The following is a 15912-nucleotide window of genomic DNA, read 5'->3' as shown; positions in this document are numbered from 1 at the left end:
TTACGCCGTTTTATCCGTTCTTGCTTTTTAGGTGCATAGTTTGGTAACTGAAAACCTGCTTTAAAAGGCATCTATTTGTGCAACTTATGAAAAACAAAAAACTCCGATTTTCGTGAAAATCAGAGCTTTACGCTATTTTACCTTATTCATTTGTGATCCCGCTGGGGCTCGAACCCAGGACCCCATCATTAAAAGTGATGTGCTCTACCAACTGAGCTACGGAATCTCCCTGTTTTGCTTTTCAAAAGCGAGTGCAAAGGTAAACCTTTTTATTTAAATTGCAAATTTTAAGACTAAAATATTTACATTTATTTTAACTAATCTGCATCAGTAATCTTAATATCTTCCTCTACCTTTATTTCTGTTTTAATTACATACTGACCATTACCATCATCGTCAGAATTTATAAACGCCTGATAATAAGAAAGCAACAATGTAGTTAAAGGTATTGCTATAATCATCCCTACAAATCCAAGAAGATATCCCCAAACAGACAAAGACAATAATATAATTGCAGGATTCAACCCCATAGCCCTTCCCATTATACGAGGAGTTAAAAACAGTTCGAGTACTATTTGTACCACAACATAAACTAATGCAACTAACCCTAGCATCGCCCAAAAGCTAGTATCGGCTTGCGAAGCTTTTAACCAACATAACAATAATGCAGGTATAAAACTAACAACCTGAAAATAAGGGATCATATGAAGTAAACCAACAAATATTCCTAAAATTATGGCTAAGGGCAATCCTATTAATTGAAAACCTGTTGCATATAAGACCGAAAGAATAAGACATATAAAAAACTGATTTCTAAAGTATGTATTCATACTTTTCTCTACATCCAAAACCACCTTATTAACTAATGGTCTGTAACGGTGTGGTATAAGATTCCGCCACAATTCATTTATCTTATCATAATCAATCAGAATAAAAATCAAATAAAGCATAACAATAAACACAATTGCAATACTTAATATTAAAGAGATAGTTCTCGATACAACACCTGTAATAGTAGGTATAAGATACTGAACAGTTTCGGTCGCACTTTCTTTTGTTAACGACGAACGCAATTTATTAAAGTCAATATTGTTTAATATAAAATCCTGTATTTTCACAGGAACGCCATTTATATTTATATTTAGCGACCTTAACTGATTTTGATAATTAAAAACCAATTGGTTTATCTGGTCTATCTCATCTTCGATAAGAGGAATCAATAGAGCAATTATACCGGCAATAACTCCCCCCACAATAAGAAGAGTAAATGTTACGGCAAGAATACGGTTTTTGATCCCGATTTTGCTCTGCACAATTCTCACAATCGGGTTCAATATATATGCAATAAGCCAAGCCAACAAAAATGGCAACAAAACGCTACGTAGCACATATATTACATATATCCCTAAGAATATTAAAAAAGTACTGATTATTAGCCTTACAACTCTATCGAATGTAAACGGCCTATCGAAATTCGCATACATAACCCAAACTATTGTTATCTTTGACAAAGATATTTCTTTTTCGTTTACAAATTATTAAATTCTAAAAATAACATAATGCAAAAAGCAAGTATACTAATTATCAGCCTTATAATACACTTCATTTCGGCCTCGGCACAAAACAATGCCAAGATCGCAGCATTTACCCAGAACAAAAGTCTTTTAAATGCCGGAGTAAGTATTTGCATACAAGATATGGAAGGGAACGAAATAATGTCGTTCAACAAAAAGCAATCGCTAACACCCGCTTCAACACTGAAAATTATAACAACAGCAACAGCTTTAGAAGTATTAGGAAACCAACATCGCTTTAAAACCGAGTTAGCCGTAAAAAAAGACAGTAATAACACAATAGTTATTCGTGGATGGGGAGACCCAACATTAGGTAGCGGATATATAACATCAAATTCGTCACATGATTTTCTCGACGAATGGATTAATGCCATAAAAAAGCAAATTAAGCCATCGGCACTAAATATCATTGTCGACGATAGCTATTTCGGCTATAAAGGTGTATCCCGAAAATGGATACGCGAAGACATGGGAAACTATTATGCTGCCGGTAGTTATGGAATCAGTATTTTAGACAACACCTACAAATTATTCTTCAACACAAAAAATAAAGAATCCCGTCCCGAGATTATTAAAACAGACCCACATATTCCGGGACTTACATTTATTAATACACTAGAACTAAACACAACAGGAAACGATAATGGATATATAATAGGCGAACCATTTTCTTATAAGCGCCTGTTAACCGGAGATATACCAAGCGGGAGAAGCCTGTTCAGCATAAAAGGGGATATACCCGATCCGGGCTTATTTCTCGGACATTTTTTAGCCGACAGATTAAAAATTGAAGGCTTCGGTATTAATAACGTATCAACAACCCGCATAAATTCTGAGAATAACAATTCTTTTGAGACTGAAGCCTCAGAGATTTTCTATACACATTATTCAGTACCTTTATCAACAATCATCCGAGTTGTTAATGTAAGAAGTAACAACCATTATGCCGAACATCTTATTCGTGAAATAGGAAAGCATCAGAACAAAACCTCAAAAAACGCCGAACCTTTAGTTGACGGAATTAAATCCATAAAAAGCTGGTGGGAAGAGAAAGGCATAGATACAAGCGGATTATTTATGTATGACGGATGCGGCCTATCGCCCTCAAATGCTGTCAATTCCGAATTTATGTGTAACGTACTTCGATACATGTATACCAAAAGTAAATACAGCGATACATTTATTGCTTCATTTCCCAAAGCCGGACAAGAAGGTACTGTACGTAACCTGCTAAAAGGCACACGCCTTGAAGGAAAAGCCTATATAAAAAGTGGTAGCATAGCTAATGTACAATGTTATGCAGGATATATTATAGACGGGCAAAAGAAATATGTATTCTCTGTTATAGTAAACAATTTCAAACAAGACTCACGACGCGAAATAATAAAAGCAATAGAAACCCTGCTACTCAATTAAAAAAACGAGCTTTACCTCAGAACAATTGACTAAAAGAAAAAAGCCCGGCTCTAAATCCGAAATAGCAATATCCATACTCTAATTTATTCAATAAAAATTATTCTTTATTAGTAAATTCAGACCCGATAATCAATACGCTTTTTATATTTTTGTATCTTGGTTTTAGGCGCAAAGGGTCTTTGGGATTTAATAAATCGGGAGTACCTTTGACAAATCTACTAATCAGTTAAAAACAAGCAAGTATTAAACGCTTCAAGTACATATTTCTCAGCTTTGTAGGGATAATATTCGGACTTATCACCTTACTATTCGGTATTCTGAACATGTCTTCGGTACAAGAAAGGATTAAGGAGGTTGTTGTTACCGAGTTAAAAGCAAAACTAAACACTGAATTGAATATTGAAAAACTACATTTTCAACCATTCAATACTATTGAACTTAATGGCGTTGAGCTATACGATCGGGAAAACGAACAAATACTGAAGGCTAAAAAGTTGTACGCTAAAGTAGCCCTCTTGCCTTTACTGAGGAATAAAATAACAATAAATGCTGTAAAACTGAACTTCTTTGATGTTTATCTGTCAAAAGAAACATCTTCGTCGCCCCTAAACATTCAATTTGTAATAGACGCCTTTAAGTCCGACAATACAGAGAAAAAAACAAAATTCGATGTAAAAATAAACTCGGTAAGTTTAGCAGACGGAAGTTTCAATTTTGACATCCACAGTAAACCATTCAAAAAAGACGGCATATTCGATGCAAACCATATTCATGCTACCGATATTAATGCCCGGCTGTCGCTCAAATCGTTACAGCCCGATTCGTTGAATATACAAATCAAGCAATTAAGTCTGAAAGAAAAAAGCGGAATAGAAATAAAGAACCTCATCGTAAGACTTGTTACACAAGGAAAAGACTTATCGGTTAAAAACTTTCAGTTAGAATTACCTAAATCGAATCTGCAATTCGATAAATGCGAAGTTAAGTTACACGAATCGCAAACCCCGCAAGAACTTATTAACAATATGGAGTTTGTATGCGACATTCAATCATCATACATAACCCCCAAAGACATATCGGCATTTGTTCCCGCACTGAGCTATTTCTACGACAGGATATATTTCAAAACGAAAGCTTCGGGTAAAATCCGAGATTTCACTGTATCGGAATTATCTCTTGATTATGGAGATAAGATGCAGCTTAGAGCCAATGCACAAATATTAAATCTGAGGGATGTTAGTGAACTGTATCTGAAAGGAAGTGTAGACGAACTTTATATTACACCCGAAGGCATAAGCGGCATAGCTACCAACCTCAATGTAAATGTGCCCGACCAGATACTTAACTTAGGTAAAATTTCGTTTCATGGCGACATTTCGGGATATCTGGAAAAACTAAAAGCTAAAGGACTGCTAAAAACCGAACTAGGTCACATACAAACCGACCTTCTGTTTGGTTTCGGAAATGGTAATGGAATTAAATCGTACTTTAAAGGTAATGTTTCGACAAAAGAATTCGAGTTGGGCAACCTTATCGCAAATAACGACTTAGGTGTATTATCCTTCAATTTATCGGTCGATCTAAAACAACCTCAGAACAAGCAAATAGGAGGATTGGTAAAAGGTACTATTGAAAAATTCGAATATAAAAATTATCAGTATAACAATATAATATTGAACGGTACGTACAACAACCGGAAAGCCGAAGGCGAATTGCTGATAGACGACGAAAATGTCTACTTGGATATGAGTGGAATATTTGACCTGTCAAAAAAGCAGCCCGAATTGAATTTCGTTTCCCGCCTAAAAAACCTAAGATTAGATAAACTTCACTTATCCGACAAATACATTAACTCATACCTATCGTTAAATATAGACGCAAACTTCGCGGGAAGTAACATCGACAATGCTATTGGATATTTAAGTATCGATTCTGTTCGTTTTTACCGAAACGAAAAAAATATTCATATCGATAAATTACTAATCGAAGCATCAGGTCTGTCATCTGACAAACACCTTAAAATATCATCCGACATACTAAATGGAGAAGTTATTGGCAAATATTCATTTACGACAATGGGGCGTAGTATAATGCATACATTACAACCTTATCTTCCGGCTCTGATCACACATACACACAACGCAAAAAAGGAAACAGAAAATAATGCCTTGAGCCTAAAACTATCGGTAGCTAATACCGAAAACATAAGCGATATATTTTCGCTTCCATTTACTGTTTCCGAAAAAACCGAGATAACCGGTTCGTATAATAATATCACAGATAAAATTGAGCTTAACATTGATTATCCCGCAGGCAAAATAGCCGGTGCTAAGCTCAAATCATCGAAACTCCACATTAGCAATATAGGAGACAGTATTATAGCTAACATCTCGACTGTTGTTACAGCTAAAAATAACGTTCAAAACAATGTACTGTTAAATCTTTCGGCAAGTAACAATACCATCAAATCTAAAATATCATTCACAAACAATAGCCGAAATAAATTTTACGGAGACATTTTGGCTTCTGCAAAATTTACGAAAGAAGATAAAAATGACCCATTACAGACCGATATTGAGATATTCCCATCCAATATGGTACTAAACGATACTCTTTGGCAAATAGATCCGGCTCTAATACATATTAATAGCAAATATATATCGGTTAACAACTTCAACATACACGACCATATAAACAGCCAGTCGGTAAATATCAACGGCCAATATTCAAAATACAATCCACAGGACATACTATATGCCAATCTAAAAAATATAAATCTCGAATATGTATTTAATACTTTGGCTATTGATGCGCTAAACTTTGGTGGAAAAGCCACAGGAACGCTATATGCCTCAAGCATCGAAGAAAACCCATACGCAAATATAAAACTCGATGTTTCGGGATTTATGTTTAATAATGCACCATTGGGCAACCTCAACCTCTACAGCGAACTGGACGAAGCCACCAAAAAAATTCTACTGAAAGGTAACCTGATAAACGAGGATAATAAAAACACGCTGATAGACGGATATATAAACCCTATAAATCAGGAATTATCTATAAATTTTGACGCAAAAGATGTCAATGTAGGATTTCTGAATAAATATGTTTCGTCGCTGTTCAACAACGTAAAAGGAAAAGGTAGTGGAAAAGTTAAACTATACGGAAATTTTAAAAATGTTACGGTAGAAGGTAAGGCTTTTATCGAAAATGGTAGTCTGGGAATAAACTTCCTAAATACGTACTATACGTTTACCGACACCATTTTTATGAAAAAAGACCTCATTTATTTCAATAACATTAAATTTTCCGATCCTCTCAATAATACAGCAAACATTAGTGGTAAAGTTGTGCACGACTTTTTTGCTAATTTCATGTATTATGTCGATATGCAAGGTAGTAATTTTATGCTATATAATGCTTCATCGCGCCACAATCCTATGTTTTATGGAAAAGTATTTGCTTCGGGCTCGGGCAGTATCAGTGGAGACGAACAGGAAGTAAACATCGATGCTCAGTTAAAAACCGATGCAAATACAAAGATAATCATGAATTTTATGGAAGAAACCATTGATAGTTATTCTTTCATAACATATAAAACCGAAGACATTAAGCAAGAACCTTCTGCCGAAAAAAAGAAAGAAAGAACAAATACTGAAAACGTGATAAAAACCGAATCGGGAATAGGCATCAATATTTCATTATATATAGATGCAACCCCCGACGCAACTGTAGAGTTGGTTATGGACCCTGTGGGAGGCGATATGCTTCGAAGTTCGGGCTCCGGTGCAATGCAGTTTGTATGGGGGACAAAAACGTCGCCACAATTATTCGGTAACTATACAATAAATCAGGGTAGTTATAATTTCACTTTTCAAAAAATAATCGAAAAAAAATTTAACATTCGGTCTGGTAGCTCTGTATTATTCAGGGGAGATCCTTTTCAGGCAAATCTTAATATAGATGCTATTTATCACCTGAATGCAAACCTTAGTGACCTTGACCAAAATCTGGCTGTAAACTCAGGACAATATACTGTTCCGGTAGAGTGTATACTGAATATAACAGGCGAATTACGCCACCCGAATATTGCTTTTGATGTAGTTTTACCATCGGTAAACCCTGAAGTACAACGACAAGTCAAAAGTTTAATGAACGATCCTGATATGATAAACAGGCAAATGGTATATTTGCTGTTGTTGTCGAAGTTTTATACGCCTAACTATGCCAATATAGAAAACAAGACCAACGACTTTGCCTCACTTGCATCTGCCACCTTATCAACCCAGTTGAGTAAAATATTAAGTATGATCGACGACAGATGGCAAGTAGGAACAAACATTCGTACCAGCGATTCGGAATTCACTAGTACCGAAGTAGAATTACTGCTTTCGAGCCAACTATTAAACAACAGAGTATTGCTAAATGGCAATTTCGGATATAAAGACAATCCACAAACGCAAGCGGCATTTATTGGCGATGTAGATATAGAAGTTTTATTGAACAAAATCGGGACATGGAGGCTAAAAGCTTACAATCGTTATAACGAAAAATACTATCTTATCGGAAATGGAGGTTCGGAAGGAACATCTGCCATACAAACACAGGGCATAGGTATTATGTATAAAAAAGATTTTGATGGTCTTAAAGATTTATTCGGAATAAGGTCAAAACCAAGATTAACATACCCTACCCTACAAAGAGATACGATACAACCCCTCCTACCCGACTCAACAACGAAAGGAAGTTCTTTAGGCGCTTTTATCAGAATAAAAGAATAATGAACAGTAAAACTCTGCAATTTATATCGGAACACGAAAACGACGATGTTCGTTCGTTGGCACTGCAAAGCAAACGTCATCCCGATATAGATATATCTTTTGCTGTTAGTCAGATAGCAGGTCGTCAGATAGCCCGAAATAAAATTCCGTCGTGGTATGCCAATAAGGAAATCATATATCCTCCACATCTGTCTTTAGAACAGTGCTCTTCCGAACACACAGCTATCTATAAAGCCAACCTGTGTTCTGGTGGCACGCTTGTCGACCTTACCGGAGGTTTAGGTGTAGACTTTTCATTCATGTCACGTCAATTTAACGGGCAAGCTGTTTATGTAGAACAACAACCAGAACTTGCTGAACTTGCAAAGCACAATTTCGATAAGCTGAAACTAGCCAATAGTATCGTCATAAACACCGATGCTAAATCGCACTTGTTACAGATGGATTCTGTCGACACTATTTTTATCGATCCGGGCAGACGCGATACTAAAGGAAAGAAAACTGTGTTAATAGAAGAGTGTTCCCCCAATATAATTGAGCTAGATGATTATTTCGACGCTAAAAGCAGACGAACAATAATAAAACTATCGCCTATGCTCGATATATCGGCGGCAATAAAGCATTTGAAAAATATATCCGAAGTTCATGTTATAAGTGTAAACAACGAATGCAAAGAATTGCTTTTTATAAAAGACAAGTATAACCAAAACATTGAACCTATATTTCATTGTATAAATATATCAAATAGTAAGACCGAAAAATACAGTTTTACGAAAACAGAAGAAAGTGATACGACAGCCCGCTTCTCAGACAAAGCGTTACTATATTTATACGAACCTAATACTTCGGTAATGAAGGCTGGAGCTTACAAAAAGCTTTGCTCCGATTTCAAACTCCTCAAATTACATCCAAACAGCCATTTATATACAGCGAACGAACATATCGAAGATTTTCCGGGACGGAAGTTTATTGTTCAGAACTGCATTACATTCAATAAAAAAGAAATAAAGTCAGCCCTTACTAATATATCTAAAGCTAATATATCGGCACGAAATTTTCCATTATCAGTAGACAAAATAAAGAAGAAAATTTCGGTTAAAGATGGCGGGGATATATATATATTTGCAACAACACTGTCTGACAACAAAAAGGTTCTCCTTATTTGTGAGAAATTATAATACTCTTTTTTATCTTTATATCGACAGATAATTCTGCTTATCAAAACTCTTTATCATCAAAAATAAAGCTATTTCGAAAAAAGAGAAAAACTGTCAGAACTGTCAGGTTTTTATAAAAGCACAAGACAGAACATATTAAAACAAGTACATTATTATAGTCAGATATAATAACTTTAAATAGTAAGATATGCCACTTTTAGGAAAAGTAAAAAATTACATCGAATCTCAAAATTTACTATCGCCCAATAGTATAATTATTATCGGGCTCAGTGGAGGTGCCGATTCAATGGCTTTGCTTTCTATTTTAACCAATCTGGAATACAATTGCATTGCGGCGCACTGCAATTTTCACTTGAGAGGAGAAGAGTCGAACCGGGATGAAAGATTTGTTGAAGGTTATTGTCAATACAAAAACATACCCTACATATCAACATCATTCGATACCTATGCTTACATGAAAGAAAAATCCGTTTCTTTAGAAATGGCAGCACGCGAGTTAAGGTATAATTGGTTCGAAACCATAAAAGAAGAACATAATGCCGATTATATAGCTGTCGGTCACCATCAGGACGATTCTATCGAAACTGTGCTGATTAATCTGATAAGAGGCACCGGAATAAGGGGACTAACAGGAATACCTCCTAAAAACAACCAGATAGTGCGTCCTCTGCTTTGTCTGTCTCGACACGAAATACTTGATTACCTTAACGAAAATAAAATCCCTTTTATAACAGACAGCACAAATGCTGAAAACATATATACAAGAAATAAAATAAGGCTTGAGATAATACCCTTACTCGAAAAAATAAACCCATCGGCTAAAGAAGCTATCAGCCGTACATCGGAATACCTGTCTGAGGTTGAAACAATCTATACCGAACATGTATGCAATATTACAAACCAAGTTTTCGATGGCAGAAAAATAGATATAGAACTATTGTTGAAAGAGAAGGGAGCCAAAACTATCCTGTTCGAAATTCTCCATCCATTAGGATTTAATTCCGACACTATAAATAACATATTCAATTCTATAAGCGGATTGTCAGGAAAAACATTCTACTCCGATAATTTTCGGTTAATTAAAGATCGTAATTTTCTCATAATAAACGAACAAACTTACACTTCAGACAATACAGAGTATGAAGTACAATTTACAAACACATATATATCAAACCCGATAGAGTTGAGATTCTCTAAACATATAAAAGAAGATATATTAGAAATAACTAGAGACAAAAATACTTTATATGCCGATCTGTCGAAGATTACTTACCCTTTGCAAATAAGAAAGTGGAAACTTGGTGACAAATTTGTACCTCTTGGGATGAAAGGTTCTAAAAAATTAAGTGATTATTTTTCGGACCGAAAATTTAGTATCGTCGATAAGGAGGATGTATGGTTACTATGCTCGGCCGATAATAAAATAATATGGATAATAGGCGAACGAATGGACGACCGTTTCAAGATAACCGAAAAAACATCTGACATATTAAAAGTAAATTTCTCAGGTAAGTGAGAAAATGTTACCTTTAATTTTATATTGAGCGAAAAACAAAAATAAACAATGAATACACAAACTCAAACACCCGTATCGGTTGCCGTATGTGTTATGACACACAATCACGAGGCATATATAGCTGAAGCTTTAGACGGAATATTAATGCAGGAGACCAATTTCCCGGTAATGATATATATTGGCGAAGATTGCAGCACAGACCGTACCAGAACAATATGTCTTGAGTACAAAGAAAAGCATCCCGATAAAATAACACTATTATTACAGGATATAAATCTGGGGCTAAGAAAAAACTTTGCGCAAACCATAGCCGCGGGAAAAGAAAAATATATAGCCATCTGCGAAGGTGATGATTATTGGTCGGATTCGACTAAATTACAAAAGCAAGTAGATTTTCTGGAAAACAATCCCGATTTTGCAATGAGTTCACACAATGTGGATATGTTATGGTACGGAATCGAACTTAGAAAAATGCCCCCTCTCAACCAAAGTGTTTTTACCATAGAAAACGTTATTGAATACGACTGGGCTATTATGACTGCATCCATATTGTTCCGAAGGAATGCTTTCCAAACAAACGATAATTTCAACACAATATATAATCAGGACTATGTAATACAATTACTAGTTGCACTTCATGGTAAAGTAGGATACATGAAAGATAGCATGTCGGTCTACAGAAAACATACCGAAGGCATGTCATTAAAATTCACGCCTATGTTTCTAACACTTTCCCTGTCATATCTCTTCGATATATTCAATAACGAGACTGGTAATAAATATAAGAAAAACACTTACCGTAAGCTATTGCGTATGACAAAAATAAATGCTAATCAGGCTAAAAACATCGGGCACCGAAAACATTCTGTCATACTTTATTTATCCTATATACTTTACTATTTACATATAAATCCATTCAGGATAATGCGAAAAAGCACCAGATTATATAACAAAAAAGACGCGAAGTTTTAATACAAAAAAAGCTGTCCTCTTTCGGGGACAGCTTTTTCTTAAGAGCGGAAGACGGGGCTCAAACCCGCGACCCTCAGCTTGGAAGGCTAATGCTCTATCAACTGAGCTACTTCCGCAATTTTAGTGGGCAGTGAAGGATTCGAACCTCCGAAGACGTAAGTCAGCTGAGTTACAGTCAGCCCCAGTTGGCCACTTTGGTAACTGCCCTTTTGTTAATTGCGATGCAAAGATAAAAAATATTATTTATTCCTGCAAACAAAATCAATCATTTTTATTGCAGTAATTGCACATTCATCACCTTTATTGCCATGCATACCTCCTGCCCTATCCTTAGCTTGCTGCATAGTATCAGTAGTTAACAACCCGAAAATGAATGGGATATCATACATTCTGTTTAAATCTGTGATTCCTTGTGTAACTCCACTACAAACATAATCAAAATGCGGAGTATCGCCTCTTACTACAGATCCTAATGCTATTACAGCATCAATATCCTTTTGTTCTACTAAATAACGAGCCCCAAAAACCAGCTCGAAACTTCCGGGAACAAAATCGATAATAATATTTTCTTCTTTAACTCCATGTTTCACCAATGTTTTATATGCCCCATCGAGTAAAGCTTTTGTTATATTTTCGTTCCACTCCGAAACTACTATTCCAATTTTCATATCTTTTCCATTAGGAACACTCTCCGGATCGTACGACGATAAATTATGATAAGCTGTAGCCATTATTATAGTTTTTACAATTATTGATACAAAAATAGAAAATACTATCGGTATATGCGAAAACTCTCGGTCTTAAATATCTGTGGTAATAAAAAAATCCGCCTTTATAACAAAAGCGGATTTTTCATATTTTATCTGTAGTTATCTTTTTATTGTGCTCCTTTTAATACTTGAGCCTCATCAATATATTTAACAATATTCATAGCTTCGTACGAGTTCATATATTGATTACGTATAATATTACCTAATTCAATTACTTTATCGTAGTTTTTCAGGTCACGGTACACTGATACTGCTTTCATGTAGTAGTTAGGCGAAATTAAGTTATCGTTAGCACCCTTAGCTGCTTCTATAAAAAACTTCGCACCCTCTTCAAGCTTTCCTGTATTTACATAACAGCTTCCTATAATTCCTTTAGCTACATAAGCAACCACCACATCATCTCCGTTATACGAATTCAAGAAAGATATAGCCTCTGCATATTTTCCTATACGAAAATTTGATACACCGGCGTAATATTTAGCAAGGTTTCCTGCTTTGGTCGAACCATACTCTTCGGCAATAGCTTCAAAACCGATAAAGTCTCTACCATCTCCGTAAAGAGCCAATGTGTCTTGATTTGCTCGGAAATAAGATTCTCCTTTAAACATAGCCACTTGAGCTTCTTCTGTTTTAGGTTTTACATACAAAGCATCATATGCCCATACTAAACCCACAATAACCAAAATGGCTATAACTCCAATAAATATTTGTTTTTGATGTTTTTCGATAAAACGTTCTGAAGTTACAACTGCTTCGCCTATGCTCTCCCAGTCTTTCTGTTCTTTCGCTATCTCTTGTTTCTTCTTTGATGACATATTAAACTATGTTTATTTTTAATTTGACGTATTTTCGCTGGCGCAAAAATAGTTGATTTATGCATATAAAGAAAATTTTATTCCGTTTTTTTCTAATACAAAAGCAACAACCGCCATTTTCCTCCAATTCTGCTATTTTTTTTAGAGAATAATTCAATATTCTAAAAGCAAATCTATCAAATGCAGATAACCTCTATTTTTTTATAAGATGTTATATCTTTTCAATATCAAAACCTAGAGCCTGCACAGACGATATTATTTGCTGTTCGGTAGCCCCATTAGCTTCCACTGTTAGAATTTTATCAGGATTGGAAGTATCCACATTCCACGAATCAATACCCTCAATCTTATTCAAAGCCGGAGTAACCCGTGCCACACATCCACCACAATTTATTGTAGTTTTAAATTTATATGTTTCTTTCATGCCTTTTTATTTTAAGTTTACATATCTCAATCTTAAACTATTAGTTACCACACTAACACTGCTCAAAGCCATAGCTGCACCGGCAAGCATTGGGTTAAGCATAAAACCCAGAACAGGGTAAAGTCCCCCTGCCGCGATTGGTATTCCTATCAGATTATAAATAAATGCCCAAAACAGGTTTTGCTTTATTGTTCGCACAGTATATTCCGACAAACGTATAGCCTGCGGAATACGCACTAAGTCGTTAGACACTATCGTTATCTTAGCCACATCCATCGCAATATCACTCCCTTGCCCCATTGCAATACTAACATCAGCCTGAGCCAAAGCAACACTATCGTTTATTCCATCGCCTACCATTGCAACTTTTAAACCTTGAGTTTGCAGGTCTTTTACAACCCCAACTTTATCGGCTGGTAACAAACCTGCTTTATAATGTTCTATTCCAACAATTCTTGCAGCAGCTTGAGCAGTATGTTCATTATCTCCCGTAAGCATATATATATCTATGCCTGATTCTTTCAATTGTTTTACCGCAGATATTGCTGCATTCTTTACTTTATCGGCTATAGAAATTAAACAAACCAACTCGAAGTTATAGCCAAATAAAACAACTGTGTTTGCCTGCTCTTCTTTCGAGTCAATAACATTCTGTACTTCCTCTACTATTGTTATACCCGCTTCCTTCGCCATTTCTGCATTACCTACAAAATACTTCTTATAGTTGTATCGTCCGGAAATACCACGTCCGGAAACACTTTTTACATGAATGTTATCAATAAGATTATTATCTTTCCCCAGATAATTACATATAGCCTCTGCCAACGGATGCTCTGATGCCGACTCAATACTGAACAACATATCTTTCAACTCCTGAGTTTCCTGAACAAACCAAACAAAATCATTTACAACAGGCTTACCTTCGGTTATTGTTCCTGTCTTATCAAAAAGAACAACGTCTATTTTCCTCAATAGTTCAAGGCTTTCAGCATCTTTAATAAGAGTACCATTTTCCGCTCCTTTGCCTATACCTACCATAATAGCAGTAGGCGTTGCTAAACCTAAAGCACACGGACATGCTATTACCAAAACCGTAACCATCGTCATCAGCCCTTGTGTAAAGCCATTTTCTCCTCCGAAGAAATACCAGATTACAAAACTCACTAGCGCAATAAGGATTACAATTGGCACAAAAACCTTTGCAATCTTATCTACAAGATTCTGAACTGGAGCTTTACTGCCCTGCGCTTCTTGTACCATTTTTATTATATGCGAAAGCAATGTATCGCCACCAACCTTCTCTGCCTTATACAAAAAGCTCCCCTTCTGATTTACCGATCCCGAATAAACAATACTTTCCTCTTTCTTTTCAACAGGAACAGGCTCTCCACTAATCATACTTTCATCAACAAACGAATTTCCCTGTACAATAACGCCGTCAACCGCTATCTTCTCGCCCGGCTTCGCTAAAATTAGGTCACCTATAGTTATTTGTTCTATCGGTACAGATTGCTGTACATTATTTTTTACTACAGTTACATTTTTAGGCTGTAACCCCATTAGTTTACGGATAGAAGACGATGTATTTCCTTTCGCTCGTTCTTCAAGCATTTTACCTAATAGCACAAAAGAGATTACAACAGCTGCAGCCTCAAAATACACATGCGATTCCAATCCTTTGCTTAACCAATAATCAGGGTATAATGTATTGAAAATACTGAATAAATAGGCTACTCCCGAACTTAGTGCAACCAGTGTATCCATATTAGCAGTTCGATTCGCAGCTTGTTTTAATGCTCCAATAAAAAATTGACGCCCGAATATAAACAATACGGGAGTAGCTAAAAGCCACATAAGATAATTCGCATATGGCATATGCATAAGAGAAGGAATCATTGCAATAAGCACCAATGGTATAGAAAAGAACATAGCAAAAACGGTTCTCCTTTTTAGTCGTTTATATTTCCGATCGCTTATCTCATCTAGTTTTTCCTGAACATTATCTTCTTCAATCATTAAATCATAACCAGCTGTTTGCAGAGCTTGTTTCAGATTCTCTAGATTTGTTTTCTTTTCATTATATTCAATTATACCTGTACCATTCGCAAAATTAACCGACGCACTTATAACCCCTTCCTGACGGAGAAGGATTTTTTGAGAGCTGGCTGCGCATGCTGCACAAGACATATTAAGAATAGGAACAGTTTTTTTTACTGTATTTTTATCTATGTTTTGCATTTGTGTACTCCTTACTTTAATAAAACAAAGTTCGTTGATAATTTGGAATAATCAACACTCAATTATCAAAATAAAGTATAACAAATAAGATGCCGCAATATAACTTGTAGGTTTATAGATTATTATAAATCTATAAAATTTATCAAACAGAATATTCTCCAATATTTATATTGTAGTGCTATGTTTTTTTAAAATAAAAAACGTATTAAATAAAAAAAAATGCGGTTT

Annotated in this window: 10 protein-coding genes and 3 tRNA genes; 5 read left to right on the top strand and 8 right to left on the bottom strand. The window is 35.4% G+C overall.

What is annotated here, in order from left to right; genetic code table 11:
• Positions 1–153: 153 nt before the first annotated feature.
• Positions 154–226, bottom strand: a tRNA-Lys gene (locus D0T53_RS08420).
• Between the two features lie 91 nt (positions 227–317).
• Entirely contained in the window at positions 318–1511 is a 1194-nt protein-coding gene (locus tag D0T53_RS08415; RefSeq protein WP_255489420.1) for an AI-2E family transporter, read from the bottom strand.
• 48 nt (positions 1512–1559) lie between these two features.
• Between D0T53_RS08415 and dacB the strand changes: the two genes are divergently transcribed.
• The 5 genes from dacB (at position 1560) to D0T53_RS08390 (ending at position 11437) form a co-directional block, all read left to right on the top strand.
• Positions 1560–2990 (top strand): D-alanyl-D-alanine carboxypeptidase/D-alanyl-D-alanine-endopeptidase, encoded by a 1431-nt coding sequence (gene dacB / locus D0T53_RS08410; protein WP_163266799.1) that lies wholly within the window; start codon positions 1560–1562, stop codon positions 2988–2990.
• Between the two features lie 323 nt (positions 2991–3313).
• Positions 3314–7771, top strand: a complete 4458-nt coding sequence (locus D0T53_RS08405) for a translocation/assembly module TamB domain-containing protein (RefSeq protein ID WP_163266797.1) — start codon at positions 3314–3316, stop codon at positions 7769–7771.
• Positions 7771–8949, top strand: a complete 1179-nt coding sequence (locus D0T53_RS08400; protein WP_163266794.1) for a class I SAM-dependent methyltransferase — start codon at positions 7771–7773, stop codon at positions 8947–8949. Before D0T53_RS08405 ends, D0T53_RS08400 begins: the two co-directional genes overlap by 1 nt.
• 187 nt (positions 8950–9136) lie before the next feature.
• The gene (gene tilS / locus D0T53_RS08395) at positions 9137–10465 is read left to right on the top strand and encodes a tRNA lysidine(34) synthetase TilS (RefSeq protein WP_163266792.1); all 1329 of its coding nucleotides are present in this window, start codon (positions 9137–9139) and stop codon (positions 10463–10465) included.
• A 48-nt stretch (positions 10466–10513) separates the two neighbouring features.
• Positions 10514–11437 carry a glycosyltransferase gene (locus D0T53_RS08390; protein ID WP_163266790.1) on the top strand — a complete coding sequence of 308 codons (924 nt, stop codon included), beginning with the start codon at positions 10514–10516 and terminating at the stop codon, positions 11435–11437.
• A gap of 43 nt (positions 11438–11480) precedes the next feature.
• Here D0T53_RS08390 and D0T53_RS08385 read toward each other — a convergent pair.
• From D0T53_RS08385 to D0T53_RS08360, 6 genes are all read right to left on the bottom strand, one after another.
• Positions 11481–11553 (bottom strand) — tRNA-Gly (locus D0T53_RS08385).
• Positions 11554–11561: 8 nt separating this feature from the next.
• A tRNA-Tyr gene (locus D0T53_RS08380) sits at positions 11562–11644 on the bottom strand.
• Positions 11645–11676: 32 nt separating this feature from the next.
• Positions 11677–12168 carry a 6,7-dimethyl-8-ribityllumazine synthase gene (gene ribH, locus D0T53_RS08375; RefSeq protein WP_163266788.1) on the bottom strand — a complete coding sequence of 164 codons (492 nt, stop codon included), beginning with the start codon at positions 12166–12168 and terminating at the stop codon, positions 11677–11679.
• A 146-nt stretch (positions 12169–12314) separates the two neighbouring features.
• Entirely contained in the window at positions 12315–13022 is a 708-nt protein-coding gene (locus tag D0T53_RS08370; protein WP_163266786.1) for a tol-pal system YbgF family protein, read from the bottom strand.
• Between the two features lie 211 nt (positions 13023–13233).
• Entirely contained in the window at positions 13234–13446 is a 213-nt protein-coding gene (locus tag D0T53_RS08365) for a heavy-metal-associated domain-containing protein (protein WP_163266784.1), read from the bottom strand.
• Positions 13447–13452: 6 nt separating this feature from the next.
• Complete coding sequence (locus tag D0T53_RS08360) at positions 13453–15684, bottom strand: cation-translocating P-type ATPase (RefSeq protein ID WP_163266781.1); 2232 nt, start codon at positions 15682–15684, stop codon at positions 13453–13455.
• Positions 15685–15912: the final 228 nt, after the last annotated feature.

Source organism: Dysgonomonas sp. 216 (assembly GCF_010501065.1).
Taxonomy (GTDB): Bacteria; Bacteroidota; Bacteroidia; order Bacteroidales; family Dysgonomonadaceae; genus QVMM01.
The sequence above is the reverse complement of the archived record's forward strand: the minus strand, read 5'-3'. Positions and strand labels throughout refer to the sequence as shown.